Source organism: Azospirillum sp. RU38E (assembly GCF_900188385.1).
Lineage (GTDB): Bacteria > Pseudomonadota > Alphaproteobacteria > Azospirillales > Azospirillaceae > Niveispirillum.
On record NZ_FZOI01000005.1, the window covers coordinates 34,372 to 50,655 of the forward strand.

Sequence of the window (16,284 nt, forward strand, 5' to 3'; positions counted from 1 at the left end):
CGCGGAAGCGGGGGTCCAGGGACACAGGAACCAACGCTTCCGTGCCCTTGGCCCCTGGACCCCCGCTTTCGCGGGGGAGGCACTCCATTTTTGAAAGTGAACAATAATCTCCCGCCCCCCTGAACCCAAAAAGGAAAACCCCATGCCCAGCGGTGCCGCCCCGCGTTATCAGCAGATTGCCCAGATGCTGCGGGCCCAGATCGGCAATGGCACCTATAAGGTGGGCGATACGCTGCCGACCGAGCATGAGCTGTGCGCGCTGTATGATATTTCCCGCCACACGGTGCGCGATGCGCTGCGCCTGCTGACCGATGAGGGGCTGGTCAGCCGCAAGCGCCGCGCCGGCACGGTGGTGACAGCCCCGCCGGAGCCGGCCATGTTCGTGCAGCCGCTGGGCGGCTTTCAAGACCTTCTGCAATATGTGCGCAGCGCCCGGCTGGGCGTCATCTATTACGGCCCCGCCCCCGCCGATGGTCTGGCCGCCACCATCCAGGTGGACCCGGCGCAATGGCGCGAACTGCGCGGCCGGCGTGGCAATGGTGCCAAGACGGTGGGCCTGACCCGCATGTTGATCCGGGGTGATTGCGCGCCCGATCCGGGGGAGATCGTGGCCGCCGCCACCGTGGCCGATGCCATTGAGGCGCGGTTTGGCGTGGCCGCCAGCCGCATCGACCAGCAGATCAGCGCCATTGTGCTGGATAGCCTGCTGGCGCAGTTGCTGGGCACGGCCACGGGCAGTGCAGCGCTGCTGACCCGGCGGCTCTATCTCGATGCCCAGGGGCATCTGTTCCTGGCCAGCGAAACCGTCCACCCCGCCGACCGCTTCGTTTACTCCATGAGTTACAGCCGGGAGCGGGGGGAGCACTGAGCTTCACCCCTCCGCCTCCGCCGCCAGCAAAGCGCGTTTGCGGTCCACGCCCCAGCGATAGCCCGACAGATTGCCATCATGGCGCACCACGCGATGGCAGGGGATGGCCACGGCGATCTTGTTGGCAGCACAGGCCTGGGCCACAGCGCGCACGGCCTTGGGCTCCCCGATGCGGGCGGCGATGTCGGCATAGCTGGCGGTCTGGCCCACCGGGATTTCCCGCAAGGCCTGCCAGACCCGTTGCTGAAAGGCTGTCCCCTGCACATCCAGCGGCAGATCCAGCCCCAGGCGCGGTGCTTCGACAAAGCCCACCACGCGGGCGACCAGCCGTTCAAATTCGCCATCCCCACCCACCAGATGGGCGCGGGGGAAACGGTCCTGCAGATCACGCAGCAGCGCATCCGGGTCATCCCCCAGGGTGATGGCGCAGATGCCCTTGTCCGAACAGGCGACCAGCAGCGCGCCCAGCGCGCACTGGGCCAGGGCAAAGCGGATGGAGACATCCTGGCCGCCGCGCTTGAACCGGGTGGGGGTCATGCCCAGCAACTGGTCGGATTTCTCGTAAAACCGGCTGTTGGCGTTGAAACCGGCCTCGTAAATGGCGCGGGTGACGCTGCCCCCGGCATCGGTCAGTTCGGCCCGCACCCGGCGGGCCTGTTGCGCCGTGGCATATTGCTTGGGCGTCAGGCCGGTGACGGCCTTGAACTGGCGGTGAAAGTAAAACGGGCTCCAGCCCATCTGGGTCGCCAGATCGTCCAGCCGGGGCGGGGTTTCCGCCGCTTCGATCCGGCGGCAGGCTTCCGCCACGATGGCGGCATTGGCGGCGGCCAGCGACGGACCGCGCGGGTTGCAGCGCCGGCAGGGACGCAGGCCCGCCGCCTCTGCCGCCGCACAGCTTGCATGGAAACTGACATTGCCCGGCTTGGGCAGGCGTGACGGGCAGGTGGGGCGGCAATAGACCCCGGTGGTCTTCACCCCATAGAAAAACTGCCCCTCTGCCGCCGGATCGCGGGCCAGCAGCTGGGCCCAGCGGGGGTCTTGTTCAATGCGGGCGGGCTGGTCGGTCATGGCTGGCATTCCTTCGCGTTGTCATGGCCACTGTCATAGCAGGCCCCTGCCCGCCCCCCACTCCGCCGCTTGCTCTCAAATCCCCCGCCGCAGTTCCAGGGCAAAAAACGGAGCGCGGCGGGGCCGTCCCTGCCGCCATGGTCGCGCCTTCATTGACCATAAACCAACAAGGGATCAGCAAACATGACACAGCTTGCGGGCAAGGTCGCCATCATCACCGGTGCCAGTTCCGGTATCGGCCAGGCGGCAGCACGCCTGTTCGCCCGGCAAGGCGCCCGGCTGGTGCTTGTCGCCCGGCGGGAAGCCGCCCTGGCCGAACTGGCGGCGGAAATCAGCGCGGCGGGCGGCGAGGCGGCATTGGTCGCCGGCGATGTGGCCGAGGAGGCAACGGCCGTGGCGGCGGTGAAAATGGCGGTGGAGCGGTTCGGCGGGCTGGACATCGCCTTCAACAATGCCGGCACCATGGGGGAGACCGCACCGCTGGCGGGCCTGAGCCTGGAGAATTGGCGCCATGTGCTGGATGTCAACCTGACCAGCGCCTTCCTGGCCGCGCGCTATCAGGTTCTGGCCATGCTGGAACGCGGCGGCGGATCGCTGATCTTCACCTCCAGCTTTGTCGGCCATACGGTGGGCTTTCCCGGCATGGCCGCCTATGCGGCCGCCAAGGCGGGGCTGGGCGGGCTGGTGCAGGTGATCGCGGCGGAATATGGGCCGCATAAGATCCGCGCCAATGCCCTGTTGCCCGGCGGCACCGACACGCCCATGGGCAGGGCGGCGGCAGCCACGCCGGAAGCACGGCAGTTCGTGGAGGGGCTCCACGCGCTGAAACGGCTGGCGGACCCGGCGGAAATCGCCCAGGCGGCGCTCTATCTGGCATCGGATGCCGCCAGCTTCGTCACCGGTACCAGCCTGCTGGTGGATGGCGGGGTGTCCATCACGCGGGGGTGAGTCTGTTTTGTCCTCAGCCGGCGGTCGCCGGCCTCAAAGGGGCATCAACATGCCCCTTGGTTTCCCTGTCCTCAGGCGACAGGGGCGGCGGCGGCCTCCACCCGGTTGCGGCCGCCGCGTTTGGCGTTGTAAAGCGCCTCATCCGCTGCCTTTATCAGCCTTTCCCAGGGCAGGCCGGGGGCAAGGGTAGCGTGGCCGATGCTGACGGTGCAGGACAAAGCCCCCTCATCCCCCTCCACCTGCAACAGCGCCACCGCCGCCCGCACCCGCTCCGCCACGGCCGCCGCCGTGGCCGCATCAGCATCGGGCAACATGATGGCAAATTCCTCACCCCCCACGCGGGCCACCATGTCACCGGTCCGCACCCCGTCGGTCAATGCCCCCGCGACCGCCTTCAGCAGCCGGTCACCCATGCCGTGGCCCCAACGGTCATTGACGCTTTTGAAATGGTCGATATCCACCATCAGCACACTGAGCGGCGCGCGCCGTGAAGCGGCACGGCCGATCAGCCGTTCCGCCTTTTCCCACAGGGCACGGCGGTTGGCCACCCCGGTCAGCGGATCCTCCGTCGCCTGCCGCACCAGCGTCGCCTCCAGCCGGCGACCAATCATCCAGAGAAAACCCACCGTCATGGTGAAGGTGATGACCGACCGCAGCAGCAGGGAGATGGCAGAGGTCGGATCGGTCAGCGACCCCAGCAAAGCAGCATCCGGCCGCAGCGCCCAAGCCGTTTGCCAGACCACCCGGACCAGCAGGAGCAACACCCAGAGCAACTGGAAACCCGCCACCATCCAGGCAGCCGGGCGCAGCCAGGGCTCCGCCCGGCGCAGCAACAGCCAGCTGCCCATCCCGGCCAGCAAGGCCCGCGACAGGCAGCCCAGCACGATATTGAGGGAGAGATTATATTCCACCGCCAGCGTGAAGGCGACCTTGCCCAGCGACAGCAAAGCCGCCGGCAGCAGCGGCCAGAGATCACGCCTGGAACCGCCCAGCAAGCGATGCAGGCTGAGAAAGGCGATAGCCGCCCCCAAATCGAGTAGCAGATTACCGCCCAGGCTGAAATAGGCATCCAGACTGGGGGAGGGGCGCTGGACCAGGACAATGAACCCAGCCGCATAGACCAAGTTCGACAGCCCCCACAGGGACAGTGCCGCCCCTGCCCGTAATGATCGCCCCGCCACAAACAGACAGACACCGGCCGTCAGATGCAAAAGCACATTGACCAGCAACAGGGTCACCACACTCATAATGCCCCCAGGGTATGCACCCCGCTATCCCCACAAATCAAAATGCATTTTAGGGAATTTTATTTCCCACAATCATTGAGCGAAGAAATGATAACATCATAAGGGGATCAGAGACAATCGCCGGCTCAGGAATTACCGGCGGCAGGGGCGTGCGCGGTGCGCAGGAAGGTCAGGACTTCCACCACCAGCCGGCCCCAGATTTCCAGGCTGGCCAGAATCTGGTCGCCGCTGATGCCCACGGCCAGCACATCCATTTCCAACACCAGGAAATCATCGCGCTGGAACAGGCGGCCGAAACGCTTCTGCCGGTTCCATTCATTCAGGATATTGCCGTCCACCGGCTTTTCGGTCTGAACCATCAGATTGAAGCTGAAATCGCCATGGCGCTGCCCGTCATCGGCCTGCATCAGGCCGCCGGGGCGCACATTGAAGGCCAGCCCGCCAATGGAAGAACGCAGCACCGGCGCACCATTGGGCAGCGTCTCCAGCGTCGCCGACAGGCCCAGCCGTTCCATGGCCGTTTCAAGATCGGCGATGGCAACGCCGCGCAGCAACTTATCCAACATCACTTATATCCTCTACCGAAGCTTTGTGGGCGCAAGGTAGAGCCGCCAGGGCAGACGGGGAACCCCCTTTTAATAGCAAGAGCCATGGATCATGGCTCTTGCTATATGCTTGTTCCCTCAATCGCCGGGCGCTGCCTCCGGCAGCTCGGGCTTACGCGGGCACGTGCCCGCGGGCCGGCGGTCACCGGCCTCCAAGGGTCATGGGACATGCCCCTTGGTGTCAGGTCCCGCGCTTCAGGGCAGGCAGGAAAAAGCAGGCCAGCAGAGCCAGCGCGAACAGCAGCAGCAACAGCCGGAAGGCATCCTGAAAGGCGTGGGCCAGTGCTGTCGGCCCCAGCAGACCGGCGGCAAGATGGCTGGCCTCCCGCAGGGAAATCAGGCTGTTCAGCCCGGCAATGGCCACCGCCCCGCCCAACATGCGCACCAGATTGAAAATGCCGCTGGCATCAGGCACCAGCCGGGGGCTGATACGGGCGAAGCTAAGGAAACTGACCGGCGGGAAGATGAAGGAGATGGCGATGGCGCGCAGCACCTGCGGGCCGGTGAAATCCCCCTGCCCCCAGCCGGTGCCAACCCCAGCCAGCCACCAGGATGCCGCCAGGAAACAGGCCAGCGCCAGCCCCAGCAGCAGGCGCGGTTCCACCCGGTCGCTGGCCCAGCCGACCAGTGGGGTGAGGACGAGCTGCGCCAGACCGGAAACCCCCATGACGACGCCGATGGTGACGGGGTCGAAATGCAGCACCCGGTCCATGAACAGCACCTGCAAAAACACGGTGCCGAACAGGCCCACCCCGATCAGGGTGGAATATAAGCTGCCGATGATGAAAAGCGGCTGGCGGAAGGGCGCCATATCCAGCACCGGATGCCGGGCAAACCGCAGCCGCAGGCCCAGCAACAGCGCAGAGACAAGGGCCACGGTGCTGGACAGGGCGATGGTTACGCTGTCGAACCAGCCATGCCGGTGCCCTTCCTCCAGCACATAGAGGCCGGCGCCCAGCGCCAGGGTCAGCAACAGCGTGCCCGTCAGGTCGATATGGCGGGCCAGCGACCAGTCGGGCTTGTCCCAATTGATGCTGTACCAGCCGATCAGCATGATCAGCGGCGCGGGGAAGACATTGATCAGGAACAGCCAGTGCCAGGACAAAGCCGCCGTGACCAGACCGCCCAGCGTCGGCCCGAAGGTGGGGGCCAGCGTGCCCAGCACGGTGACGGCCGCCATGGCCGCGCCGCGCCTGCCATCGGGGAACAGGCGGAACACGGCCACGAAGATGGCCGGCACCATGGAGCCGCCCATGAAACCCTGGATGGCGCGGCCCACCACCATGGTTTCCATGCTGCTGGCAAAGGCACAGCCGATGCTGGCCAGCGCAAAGCCGGCGGCGGAGAGCATGAACAAGTATCGGCTGGACAGGATGCGCGTCAGCATCCCGGTCAGCGGGATCATCAGCACCTCGCCAATCAGATAGCTGGTCTGGACCCAGCTGATCTGATCGGCGCTGGCCTTCAACCCATCGCGGATGGGGCCGAGCGAGGCGGCGACGATCTGGACATTCAAGATGGCCAGGAACATGCCCAGCCCCAAGGCGCCAAAGCCCGCCATCTGGCGACGGCTAGGCATCTGGCCGGCGGCTGGGGGAGAGTCAGTGCCCGAACCAAGGGTCATGCCCAATGACCCTTGGAGGCCGCCGACCGGCGGCCCGCGCACGCGTGTGCGCGCAAGCCAAGCCGCCGGATGGCGGCGCCCGGCGCTTGAGGGAAAAAGGGAGTATCAAGAGGCATGGAACATGACTCTTGATACTCACATTTCATGCGGGGGATAGGGGGCGCCGGCGACGAAGCCCTTGGGCAGGCCGGCATCGGGTGTGAAGCCGTACAGTTCTGTTTCCGGCAGGGCCTGTTTCACGATATCCCGCACGGCCAGCAGCTTTTCCAGGTCGATGCCGGTGTCAAAGCCCATGGCGGCCAGCATGAAGACCAGATCTTCGGTGACGATATTGCCCGACGCACCGGGTGCAAAGGGACAGCCGCCGATGCCGCCCAGCGAGGCATCCAGGGTGGTGATCCCCTCTTCCAGCGCCACCAGCGCATTGGCTAGACCCAGACCGCGCGTATTATGCAGATGCACGCCGCTGCAGGCATGGTCGCCCACCACACCGCGCACGGCGCGGATCATGGAACGCAGCTGGGCCGGGTTGGCGTAACCGGTGGTATCGGACAGGCCCACCTCATCACAGCCGGCCTTCATCAGGGCCTCAGCGATTTCCAGCACCTTTTTCTGCGGCACCACCCCTTCCAGGGTGCAGCCAAAGGCGGTGGAAAGCCCGCCTTCGAATTTGGGCCGGCTGTCCGCTGGCAGGGCCTTGATACGCTCGGCAATGGCCGCCGTTTCTTCCAGCATCTGCGCATGGGTACGGCGGACATTGCGCAGGGAATGGGTTTCCGACACCGACAGCGGGATGGTGATCTTATGCGCACCCGCCGCAATGGCCGCTTCCGCCCCCTTAAGATTTGGCACAAGAACGGCCACCGTCAGGCCCGGAATGGTGCGGGCATAGGCCACGATTTCCGCCGTATCGGCCAGTTGCGGCAGCACCTTGGCCGGGACGAAGGAACCAACCTCAATCTCCCGCACGCCGGATGCTGCCTCTGCCGCGATCCAGGCCTTCTTCGCCTCGGTCGGCATGATCGGGGTGATGCTCTGCAGCCCGTCGCGGGGGCCAACCTCAGAGATTTCGATGAAGGTGCCGGCCATGGCTCAACCCTCCGCCTGGGCGATCAGGCCACGGGCCTGCAGGTCATCGATGCGGGCGGTGTCATAGCCCAGTTCGGCCAGCAATTGCCGGCTGTGCGCGCCCGGCTTGGCCAGATCATGGGTGATGGTCGGGCGCTTGCCGTCAATTTCCACCGGCAGGGCCGGCAGGCGGATGGAACGCTGATCATCGGGCAGATGCAGTTCCAGCAGGCCGCCGGATTCCACCAGATGCGGATCTTCGAACAAATCTTCCGGCCGGTTGATCGGGGCAAAGGGCAGGCCGATTTCTTCCAGCTTTTGCAGCAGTTCGGCCTTGGTGAAATTCTGGAAAAGCTCCTGCACGCGCGGGATCACCCGTTCACGCGCCTGCACGCGGCCATTATTTTTGGCCAGCGTTTCATCGGCGGCGAAATCATCCAGGCCGAACGCCTTGCAGAAACTGACCCACTGGCCATCCGTCACCACGCCGACAAAGACGATCTCATCTTCCTTGGTGCGGAACTGGTCATAGATGGCCCAGGCGGAAATACGCACCGGCATCGGGCGGGCGGCGTTACCGGTCACGGCATATTGGGCCATATGCTGGCCGACCATGAAGACGCAATTTTCAAACAGGGCCGATTTCACCGTCTGGCCCCGGCCCAGCGTGCCGCGCTGGATCAGGGCGGCCAGCACGCCGATCACCCCGAACAGCCCGCCCATCACGTCGATCACCGACGATCCGGCGCGCAACGGGCGGCCCGGCGGACCGGTCATATAGGCAAGGCCGCCCATCATCTGCGCCACCTCATCCAAGGCGGCGCGATGTTCATAGGGGCCGGACAGGAAGCCCTTGGCCGAGCAATAGATGAGGTTGGGGTTGCGGGCGGCCAGCGCCTTTTCCCCGAAGCCCAGCGCCTCCATGGCGCCGGGGCGGAAATTTTCGATCAGCACATCGGCCTTGTCGATCAGGTCAAAGGCAATCTGCTTGCCCTCATCCGACTTCAGGTCAACGGCCAAGCTGCGCTTGTTGCGGCCATACATGGGGAAATAGCCAGAACCGGCCCCCAGCAGGCGGCGGGTATTGTCGCCGCCGATCGGCTCCACCTTGATGACATCGGCACCCAGATCGCCCAGCACCATGCCGACCGTCGGCCCCATCACCATATGGGTGAATTCCACCACTTTCAGCCCGGCCAGCGGCAGGGGGGCGGTGCTGTTATCGTTCGGCATTTCAAATCCCTCAAAGCAAAATCAGGCAAACATCCAGGGATGGCGGGTACGGTAGGCACCCTCGAATTCTTTGATGGCGGGCAGTCGCTTCAGGGTGACGCCGATGGCATCCAGCCCTTCCAGCAGCATTTCCCGATCTGCCGGGGGAATGCTGAAGGAAAGCGTGCGCCCGTCTGCGCTGTGGACAGTCAGCGCGGCCAGATCGATGGTCAGCGGGGTGGGGCCGGCAGCCGCCACCAGGGCCGCCACCTCCGGTTCCGGCAGCACCAGCGGCAGGATGCCGTTGCGCACGCAATTGCCCTGGAAGATCGCCCCGAAGCTGGGGGCGATGACACAGCGCACCCCATAATCCTTCAGGGCCCAGACGGCATGTTCTCGCGAGGAGCCGCAGCCGAAATTGGCCCCGGCCAGCAGGATCGGGGCCTGACGGAAGGGCGCCCGGTTCAACACGAAATCCGGGTTTTCCACCCGGTTCGCCACGTCGCTGTAACGCCAGTCGGCGAACATGCCCTCCCCCAAGCCTTCCTTGGAGACGCGCTTCATCTCGCGCGACGGGATGATGGCATCCGTATCCACATTGGCGCGGAACAAAGGGGCGGCGATACCGGTCAGGCGGATGAATTTTTCCATGGGATCAAGCCTCCACCGGCTGGGCGGCCAGCGCGCGGGCATCGGCGATGCGACCGGCAATGGCCGATGCCGCCACCGTGACCGGACTGGCCAGATGCGAGCGGGTGCCCGGCCCCTGGCGGTTTTCAAAATTGCGGTTGGTGGAGGTCACCACCCGTTCACCCTTGCCGAAACTCTCGCCCCCGGCGAAGAAGCACATGGAACAGCCGCTTTCGCGCCATTCAAACCCGGCATCCAGGAAGATCTGATGCAGGCCCTCGGCCTCCGCCGCTGCCTTCACCAGACCGGAACCGGGCACGCAAATGGCGCGCACGCCCGGTGCCACATGCCGGCCCTTCAGGATGGCGGCGGCTGCCCGCAGGTCCGACAGGCGGCTGTTGGTGCAACTGCCGATGAAGGCGCCATCGATGGGCAGCCCCGCCAGGGCCTGCCCCGGCTCCAGCCCCATATAGGTCAGCGCCCGGCGTTGTGCCTCGGCTGCATTGGCATCGGCGGCATGGGCGGGATCAGGCACCACACCCGTGATTGGTAACGCGTGCTGCGGGCTGGTGCCCCAGGTGATGGTGGGGGCGATGCTGGCGCAATCCACCACGATTTCCTTGTCAAACACCGCATCGGCATCCGACACCAGATCAGCCCAATCGGCCAGCGCCTGTGCCCAAGCCATCCCCTTGGGCGCGAAGGGCCGGCCTTCCACCCAGGCAATGGTCTTGGCATCGGGCGCGCACAGGCCGGTCCAGGCGGCGAATTCCACGGCCATGTTGCACAGGGTCATGCGCGCTTCCACCGACAGGGCGGAAACAGCGGACCCGGCAAATTCAATGGCATAGCCAGAGCCACCACCGGCCCCATGGGCGGCGATCAGGTGCAGGATCATATCCTTGGCGCCGACGCCGGCCGGCAATTCGCCTTCAAACCGCACCCGCATCTGGCGCGGGCGGCGCACCACCAGCGTCTGGGTGGCCAGCGCGTGCGCCGCCTCTGACGAGCCGATGCCCCAGGCCAAGGCGCCCAACCCGCCCTGGGTGCAGGTATGGCTGTCCGGGCAGACCAGGGTCAGCCCCGGCAGGGCAATACCCTGTTCCGGCGACACCACATGCACAATGCCCTGGCGATTATCGCCAATATCAAAGATGCGGATGCCGGCGGCATTGGCCGCCGCACGGGTTTCGCGGATAAAGGCTTCACCACCCGGCATCAGGGTTTCATCGCCGCGACCCGGCCGCGTATCGACAATATGATCCATGCAGACAAAGGCGCGGTCCGGGTGGCGCACGGCGCGCCCCTGTTCGGCCAGACCCTTCAGGGCGATGGAGCCCGTGCGCTCATGCAGCAGCACCCGGTCGATGTAAAGCAGGTCCGTCCCATCGCCCAGATCGGCGACGCAATGCCGTGACCATAACTTTTCCACCAAGGTTTTCGCCATGTGAGACTACCCCAACCCCAAAAGCCTTGCCCGCTGAAGCGGGACATTAAATGGTATATTGATATACCCTTATCAGCACTGGAGCCGCTTGTCACCCGCGATAATGGCTTTGACCGTACCGTGGCGCCCCTATCGACCCAGCATAGGGGGCCGGGCATGGGCCCTATGTGCGGCGCGGGGTTGGTGCGGCGGGGAAATGGGGCTTTAAAGTCAAGGCAAGGCGAAGATGATGATGTAGGCCCGCGACCATGTTCCGTTTCCTGCGCACGGTGATTGACCCGTTCCTGCTGGCCCTGTTGACAACGGTGGGGCTGGCCGCCTTGTTTCCGGCCAGCGGGGCGCTGGTGGGGTGGGTGGATGTGGCGGCCGATATCGCCATCGCGCTGCTGTTCTTCTTCCACGGAGCCAAGCTGTCGCGGGAGGCCATTCTGGCCGGCATCGGGCATTGGCGGCTGCATCTGACGGTGCTGGCCACCACCTTTGTGCTGTTCCCCCTGTTAGGGCTGGGCATGGGGTTGCTGCCGGCATGGCTGTTGTCACCGGGTATCGCCGGCGGCCTGCTCTATCTCTGCCTGCTGCCCTCCACGGTGCAAAGCTCCATCGCCTTTACCTCCATGGCCGGCGGCAATGTGCCGGCGGCCATCTGTTCGGCCTCGGCTTCCAACCTGCTGGGCATCTTCATCACCCCGGTGCTGGTCGGCCTGTTGATGCAGACCAACGGGGAGGCGGGGATTTCGCTGCACGCCATCGAATCGATCCTGCTGCAATTGCTGGTGCCGTTTGTCGGCGGCCATCTGCTGCGCCCGCTGATCGGCGGCTTCGTGGCGCGGCATAAGCAGCTGATCGGCTATAGCGACCGGGGATCGATCCTGCTGGTGGTCTATTCCGCCTTCAGTGCCGCCGTGGCGGAAGGGCTGTGGCACAAGGTGGCGCCGTTTGATCTGGTCACCATCCTGGTGGCCAGTTCGCTGTTGCTGGGGCTGGTGCTGGGCCTGTCGGCCCTGGCCGGGCGGCTGCTGGGCTTCAACCGCGCGGATAGGATCACCCTGATTTTCTGCGGATCGAAGAAAAGCCTTGTTTCCGGCGTACCCATGGCAGGCGTGCTGTTTTCAGCCGCGCAGGTCGGCTTGCTGATTCTGCCGCTGATGATCTTCCATCAGATCCAATTGATCGTCTGCACCTGGCTGGCCGGTCGCTTCCGGGCTGGCGGCCAGCCCGGAAGCTGAAAGTATTGGAGCGTGAATCCGCTCGTTGAACAAGGATTTAGAGCCGGTTGTGTTTCCGGTTAAAAGCAACCGGCTAGAGCTGATGCTCCACCCGGCCATAGCCGGGGATGGCGCGGCGGGTCTCATCCCCGCGCCGGCCATAGACGCCATCGGCCTGCTGGCGGGCGGCGATGCGGGCCATGTGACCCGTGATCGCCGCCACCGCTTCCTGCGCCGCCGTCAGGGTGCGCAAGTTGGCGGCAATGGCCTCACGCAGCCGGTCACCCGCCGCGCGCAGCGCCGCCGGCGGGGCCGGATCGTCCATCGCCTCTTCTTCCCCGTCCGCGTCCGCTGACGGGGAAGCCGTTATTGCCGGCCGATGGGCCTGCCGCAGCAGCAGGCCCAGCCGTTCGAACAGCTGGCGCTTGGCCGCCAGATAGAGGTCCAGCCCCTCGGTCTGGCTTTGGGCGACCTTCTCCGTCTCTTCCTCCAGCACCTGGGACAGCAGTTCCAGCGCCTCCAGCAGATGCAGGCGCAGATCGGGCGACATTTCCTCAGCGCGCATGGCTCAGGACTCCTTGGCTTTATTATAGGCGTCGATCTGGGCCGCCACCTGGGGGGCGATGCCCAGCCCGCCGCCGTCAGCGATGGAGCGGGCCACGGCGTCCAGCATCATCCCGCGATAGACCTCTTCGGCATAACCACCGCCGAAAGCACCCTCGGTGGACACGCCTTCGAACATGGATTGCAGGGCTTGATTCAACATCATCGCCTCGAATTCGCGGGCAACGCTGTCCACCTTGTCGGCCCCCGCCGCCCCGGTCGGGGCGACTGGCGGGCTGGCCGGTGGCAGGACGGTGGTGGTCACGGTATCCAGCATCACATCACCTCCAGTTCGGCATGAAGGGCGCCCGCCGCCTTGATGGCCTGCAACATGGTGATGATGTCACGCGGCGTGGCGCCCAGCTTGTTGAGACCATTGACCAGATCGCGCAGCGAGGCCCCGCCTTCCAGCACATTCACCCGCTGACCCTGACCCTCATCCACCTGAATCTGGGTGCGCGGCACCAATGTGGTCTGGCCCTGGGTGGCAAAGGGTGCGGGTTGGGAAACCTGCGGTGTCTCCTCCACCCGCACGGTCAGGTTGCCCTGGGCAATGGCCACCGTGCTGATCCGCACATTCTCACCCATGACGATGGTGCCCGATTGTTCATCGATCACCACGCGGGCCACCTGATCGGGCTTGATGGGCAGGGTTTCGATGCGGGTCATCAGCCCGGCGACATTGCCCTGGTAATTGTCGGGCACGGTAATATCCACGGTGGCGGGATCGGTGGACCGCGCCGTCCCGCCGCCCAGCGTCTGGTTCACCGCCGCCGCGATGCGGTTGGCGGTGGAGAAATCGGGATTGCGCAGGGTCAGCCGCACCCGGCTGAGGCTGTCCAGATCGAAATCCACCTCCCGTTCCACGATGGCGCCATTGGCGATGCGGCCAGAGGTCGGCACCCCCTTGGTGACACTGGCCGCCGCCCCTTCCACCGCATAGCCCGCCGTGGCCACCGGCCCCTGCGCCACCGCATAGATCTTGCCATCGGCCCCCATCAGCGGCGTGGCAATCAGGTTGCCACCCGAAAGGCTTTTCGCGTCCCCCATGGTGGAGATGGACACATCCAATCGTGTGCCTTGACGGGGAAAGGGCGGCAATGTCGCCGTCACCATCACGGCGGCGACATTGCGTGTTTTCACATTCAAGCCGGTGATGTTCACGCCCAGCCGTTCCAACATGCCTTCCAGGCTCTGCTGGGTGAAGGGGGAGTTCTGCAAGCGGTCGCCAGTGCCGTTCAGCCCCACCACCAGGCCATAGCCCAGCAGCTGGTTGCCGCGCACCCCTTCCACCTCCACCAGATCCTTGATGCGCATCTGGGCCGATGCCGCCATGGGCAGGGCCAGCGCCCACAGACAGGCCGCCATGGCCATGAAACGGTGGACGTAATGGCGCTCAGCCATGGCCTTCCCCTGCAAATTCCCGATCGGATGCCAACCATAGGCCCGCAGGGTTAAAGCGGGTTTTCAGCCCGGCTTCGCGTTAATGGTGCTTTAAGACATTTTTGATTCCCGACTTGACTACGACCTTGTGGGTAGTCATTGCTCTTTCAGGTGAGTTTCTGAGAGTAGAGCAAATCAAAAACGCTACAAAAATCATAATAAATTTTCCTCGAATAGAATCTACTGAGTCTTCCCTTGGGCTTGGACTTGAACGCAGGAGTGGGGTAATGCGCGTCTTGTTGATTGAGAACGATCGAACCATCGCGGGAGCAATTTCCCGGGCTATCGGGCGGGTTGGTGTCCGTTGCGAACATCAGACCCAGGCGGAGGCGGAGGGTTTCCTGGCCGAACGCGATGGCAGCATGGAAAACCATGACGCTATCCTGGTCGGGGGCATCAGCGGCGCTGACGGCTTCATCGCCCAGCTGCGGGCCATCGTCGGCCAGGCAATCATCGTCAGCCTGCTGGATCATCGCTGCGTCAACTCCACCATCCAGCATCTGCGGGCAGGGGCCGACGATGTGCTGGTGAAGCCGATCAATCCGCAGGAGATTGAGGCGCGGCTGCACGCCGTGCGCCGCCGTACCCATGGCCATAGCTCACCGGAGCTGACGGTGGGCCGCCTGACCGTCTATCTGGACGGGCGCGACCCCTGCGTGGATGGCCAGCGCCTGCGCCTGTCGCACCGCGAACATGCCATTTTCAGCGTGCTGGCGCTGAATGTCGGACGGGTGGTTTCCAAGGAAAAGATTTACGAATCGGTCTATACCCTGTCCGGCTCCGACCCGCTGGACAAGGTGATCGATGTCTATATTTGCAAGCTGCGCAAGAAGATCGCTGAGGCGACTGGCGGCGACAAGTATATCGAGACCGTCTATGGCCGCGGTTACAAGTTCGAGGCCCCAGCCGATGAAGACCGCGAGCTGACGCCCGCCTCCGCCAAGGATTTTCCCATGGCCCTGATGGGGGGTGCGGCGGCCTGACGGCTGTCGGCACCTCCCCGCTGCCCAGGCAGGTCCAAGGCTCTGGCTATTTGCGCGGCCGCCCCCGTGATTGCCGGGGGCGGCCTTTTTCCGTCACTGATGAAAAGGTGGGGTGTTGCGGCCCGTTTAGGGGGGCGTAAACTTTTATTTCAATTCCTTACACGGCTTTATTTCCCGTATCACCGTCACCCATGCTGCGGCCGGGGTGACGGTGAGAATGCGGTGATGTTTTGATAGTAAACAAAAATCCTTTCAAGCCAACACTCAGAGATAATTCATCAGCGACAGCTTACCCAGGCTGGCCGTGACGGAGAAGGTGGCTTCCAGCTGGGTCTTCAGGACGGTCAGCCGCAGGGATGATTCATAAGGGTCGGCTTCCTCCAGCTTGACGATCTGGTTATTCACCAGCCCCTTCTGAACCCGCAGATTTTCCTGGGTATTGGACACGGTCTGTTCATTCAAGCCCAGCAGACTCTGCGTCTGGGTCAGCTTCTCCAGCCCGGAATTGATCAGCTTCATGGCCCGCCCGGCCAGCTGCTGATAGGCCTCGTCCGGCACATCCTCGGCCCGGACGGCGGACAGCATGTACAGGCCCTGCATCATGTCGCGCACGCTCTGGTCGCCGGCCGTCGCGTTATAGGTGATGGTGACGCTGCCTTCCACCCGGCCCACCACAGGCGTGGTGGAGCCATTGAAGAAGGTGTTGGAATAATTGCCGGCCGCCGGCACACGGGTATCATTGAACAGGGCGCCAATACCGTTGGGCCCATCGATCAACGCATCCACCTGGGCGGGGCTGGTCAGTGCAGCGGTGCCGCCAAAGGCGTTGATCACCTGGGTGACAGCGGCGTTGGGGGACAGGCCCGACGCCGCCACCGCATCAGGCTGCTGCAACGGCTGCTGGTCAAAGCGGGTGCCAGCGAACAGGAAGCGGCCGGACTGGCTGCTGTTCAGCATGTTGGTGATCGCCTTGATCGCATCGGTTGCCGCCCCCTTGATGGTGGCGTTGCTGGTCTGCGACTGGCTGCCCGACGCGGCCAGCGCCAGGTCGCGGACCGTCTGTGCCGATGTGCGGGCCTGGGTCAGGGCTTCCTGCATGGTGGACAGGCGGGCCGCCTGTCCGGTCATGTTGGTGTCGAACTGATTGATCTCGTCAACCGTGTTGCGCAGGCTGATCAGGGTGGCGGTGCGGCTGCCATTCTCCCCGGCCACATCCATTTTGGTGCCGGACGCCTGTTCCTGCTGCAGCTTCATCATCTCGGCCTGCATCTGCGCCACATTGTTGCGCGTCTGGCGGGCCATGGAGAGGGTGGAAACGCGGATCATGGTCATG

Annotated in this window: 16 protein-coding genes; 4 read left to right on the top strand and 12 right to left on the bottom strand. The window is 64.7% G+C overall.

Features of this window, described 5'->3' with window-relative positions; translation table 11 throughout:
* Positions 1-142: 142 nt before the first annotated feature.
* On the top strand, positions 143-868 hold the full coding sequence (locus CHB97_RS11695; protein WP_089288160.1) for a GntR family transcriptional regulator: 726 nt from the start codon (positions 143-145) through the stop codon (positions 866-868).
* Between the two features lie 3 nt (positions 869-871).
* Here the strand turns inward: CHB97_RS11695 and ada are convergent, their stop codons facing one another.
* Complete coding sequence (gene ada / locus CHB97_RS11700; protein WP_244559511.1) at positions 872-1,936, bottom strand: bifunctional DNA-binding transcriptional regulator/O6-methylguanine-DNA methyltransferase Ada; 1,065 nt, start codon at positions 1,934-1,936, stop codon at positions 872-874.
* A gap of 183 nt (positions 1,937-2,119) precedes the next feature.
* Here ada and CHB97_RS11705 point away from each other — a divergent pair, with 183 nt between their 5' ends.
* Entirely contained in the window at positions 2,120-2,884 is a 765-nt protein-coding gene (locus tag CHB97_RS11705; RefSeq protein WP_089288162.1) for an SDR family oxidoreductase, read from the top strand.
* 71 nt (positions 2,885-2,955) lie between these two features.
* On the opposite strand, the gene CHB97_RS11710 is transcribed toward CHB97_RS11705, so the two are convergent.
* From CHB97_RS11710 to CHB97_RS11740, 7 genes are all read right to left on the bottom strand, one after another.
* Complete coding sequence (locus CHB97_RS11710; RefSeq protein ID WP_089288163.1) at positions 2,956-4,131, bottom strand: GGDEF domain-containing protein; 1,176 nt, start codon at positions 4,129-4,131, stop codon at positions 2,956-2,958.
* A gap of 125 nt (positions 4,132-4,256) precedes the next feature.
* Positions 4,257-4,697, bottom strand: a complete 441-nt coding sequence (locus CHB97_RS11715) for a YbjN domain-containing protein (RefSeq protein ID WP_089288164.1) — start codon at positions 4,695-4,697, stop codon at positions 4,257-4,259.
* Between the two features lie 220 nt (positions 4,698-4,917).
* On the bottom strand, positions 4,918-6,360 hold the full coding sequence (locus CHB97_RS11720) for a DHA2 family efflux MFS transporter permease subunit (protein ID WP_089288165.1): 1,443 nt from the start codon (positions 6,358-6,360) through the stop codon (positions 4,918-4,920).
* Between the two features lie 135 nt (positions 6,361-6,495).
* The gene (locus tag CHB97_RS11725) at positions 6,496-7,449 is read right to left on the bottom strand and encodes a hydroxymethylglutaryl-CoA lyase (protein WP_089288166.1); all 954 of its coding nucleotides are present in this window, start codon (positions 7,447-7,449) and stop codon (positions 6,496-6,498) included.
* Positions 7,450-7,452: 3 nt separating this feature from the next.
* Positions 7,453-8,661, bottom strand: a complete 1,209-nt coding sequence (locus tag CHB97_RS11730; RefSeq protein WP_089288167.1) for a CaiB/BaiF CoA-transferase family protein — start codon at positions 8,659-8,661, stop codon at positions 7,453-7,455.
* A 21-nt stretch (positions 8,662-8,682) separates the two neighbouring features.
* Positions 8,683-9,291: a 3-isopropylmalate dehydratase small subunit gene (gene leuD, locus CHB97_RS11735; RefSeq protein WP_089288168.1), complete on the bottom strand. Its 609-nt coding sequence runs from the start codon at positions 9,289-9,291 to the stop codon at positions 8,683-8,685.
* Positions 9,292-9,295: 4 nt separating this feature from the next.
* Positions 9,296-10,717, bottom strand: coding sequence for a 3-isopropylmalate dehydratase large subunit (locus tag CHB97_RS11740; protein ID WP_089288169.1), 1,422 nt, complete (start codon positions 10,715-10,717; stop codon positions 9,296-9,298).
* 248 nt (positions 10,718-10,965) lie between these two features.
* On the opposite strand from CHB97_RS11740, the gene CHB97_RS11745 reads away from it, so the two are divergent.
* On the top strand, positions 10,966-11,943 hold the full coding sequence (locus CHB97_RS11745) for a bile acid:sodium symporter family protein (protein ID WP_143270852.1): 978 nt from the start codon (positions 10,966-10,968) through the stop codon (positions 11,941-11,943).
* A 73-nt stretch (positions 11,944-12,016) separates the two neighbouring features.
* Here CHB97_RS11745 and CHB97_RS11750 read toward each other — a convergent pair whose 3' ends face one another.
* Genes CHB97_RS11750 through CHB97_RS11760 form a run of 3 tightly spaced genes read right to left on the bottom strand, consistent with a single transcriptional unit; the run spans position 12,017 to position 13,929 of the window.
* Entirely contained in the window at positions 12,017-12,487 is a 471-nt protein-coding gene (locus tag CHB97_RS11750; RefSeq protein ID WP_089288170.1) for a hypothetical protein, read from the bottom strand.
* 3 nt (positions 12,488-12,490) lie between these two features.
* Positions 12,491-12,802, bottom strand: a complete 312-nt coding sequence (locus CHB97_RS11755) for a rod-binding protein (protein WP_089288171.1) — start codon at positions 12,800-12,802, stop codon at positions 12,491-12,493.
* On the bottom strand, positions 12,802-13,929 hold the full coding sequence (locus tag CHB97_RS11760) for a flagellar basal body P-ring protein FlgI (RefSeq protein ID WP_089288172.1): 1,128 nt from the start codon (positions 13,927-13,929) through the stop codon (positions 12,802-12,804). Before CHB97_RS11760 ends, CHB97_RS11755 begins: the two co-directional genes overlap by 1 nt.
* Positions 13,930-14,195: 266 nt before the next feature.
* On the opposite strand from CHB97_RS11760, the gene CHB97_RS11765 reads away from it, so the two are divergent.
* The gene (locus CHB97_RS11765) at positions 14,196-14,951 is read left to right on the top strand and encodes a response regulator transcription factor (RefSeq protein ID WP_089288173.1); all 756 of its coding nucleotides are present in this window, start codon (positions 14,196-14,198) and stop codon (positions 14,949-14,951) included.
* 264 nt (positions 14,952-15,215) lie between these two features.
* Here the strand turns inward: CHB97_RS11765 and CHB97_RS11770 are convergent, their stop codons facing one another.
* The gene (locus tag CHB97_RS11770) at positions 15,216-16,283 is read right to left on the bottom strand and encodes a flagellin (protein ID WP_089288174.1); all 1,068 of its coding nucleotides are present in this window, start codon (positions 16,281-16,283) and stop codon (positions 15,216-15,218) included.
* Between the last annotated feature and the right edge of the window lies 1 nt (position 16,284).

What these genes read in the sequence shown, in the direction of transcription:
- CHB97_RS11695 (WP_089288160.1), top strand. Translation starts at nt 143, where the DNA reads ATGCCCAGCGGTGCCGCCCCGCGTTATCAGCAGATTGCCCAGATGCTG.
- ada (WP_244559511.1), bottom strand. Translation starts at nt 1,936, where the DNA reads ATGACCGACCAGCCCGCCCGCATTGAACAAGACCCCCGCTGGGCCCAG.
- CHB97_RS11705 (WP_089288162.1), top strand. Translation starts at nt 2,120, where the DNA reads ATGACACAGCTTGCGGGCAAGGTCGCCATCATCACCGGTGCCAGTTCC.
- CHB97_RS11710 (WP_089288163.1), bottom strand. Translation starts at nt 4,131, where the DNA reads ATGAGTGTGGTGACCCTGTTGCTGGTCAATGTGCTTTTGCATCTGACG.
- CHB97_RS11715 (WP_089288164.1), bottom strand. Translation starts at nt 4,697, where the DNA reads ATGTTGGATAAGTTGCTGCGCGGCGTTGCCATCGCCGATCTTGAAACG.
- CHB97_RS11720 (WP_089288165.1), bottom strand. Translation starts at nt 6,360, where the DNA reads ATGACCCTTGGTTCGGGCACTGACTCTCCCCCAGCCGCCGGCCAGATG.
- CHB97_RS11725 (WP_089288166.1), bottom strand. Translation starts at nt 7,449, where the DNA reads ATGGCCGGCACCTTCATCGAAATCTCTGAGGTTGGCCCCCGCGACGGG.
- CHB97_RS11730 (WP_089288167.1), bottom strand. Translation starts at nt 8,661, where the DNA reads ATGCCGAACGATAACAGCACCGCCCCCCTGCCGCTGGCCGGGCTGAAA.
- leuD (WP_089288168.1), bottom strand. Translation starts at nt 9,291, where the DNA reads ATGGAAAAATTCATCCGCCTGACCGGTATCGCCGCCCCTTTGTTCCGC.
- CHB97_RS11740 (WP_089288169.1), bottom strand. Translation starts at nt 10,717, where the DNA reads ATGGCGAAAACCTTGGTGGAAAAGTTATGGTCACGGCATTGCGTCGCC.
- CHB97_RS11745 (WP_143270852.1), top strand. Translation starts at nt 10,966, where the DNA reads ATGTTCCGTTTCCTGCGCACGGTGATTGACCCGTTCCTGCTGGCCCTG.
- CHB97_RS11750 (WP_089288170.1), bottom strand. Translation starts at nt 12,487, where the DNA reads ATGCGCGCTGAGGAAATGTCGCCCGATCTGCGCCTGCATCTGCTGGAG.
- CHB97_RS11755 (WP_089288171.1), bottom strand. Translation starts at nt 12,802, where the DNA reads ATGCTGGATACCGTGACCACCACCGTCCTGCCACCGGCCAGCCCGCCA.
- CHB97_RS11760 (WP_089288172.1), bottom strand. Translation starts at nt 13,929, where the DNA reads ATGGCTGAGCGCCATTACGTCCACCGTTTCATGGCCATGGCGGCCTGT.
- CHB97_RS11765 (WP_089288173.1), top strand. Translation starts at nt 14,196, where the DNA reads ATGCGCGTCTTGTTGATTGAGAACGATCGAACCATCGCGGGAGCAATT.
- CHB97_RS11770 (WP_089288174.1), bottom strand. Translation starts at nt 16,283, where the DNA reads ATGACCATGATCCGCGTTTCCACCCTCTCCATGGCCCGCCAGACGCGC.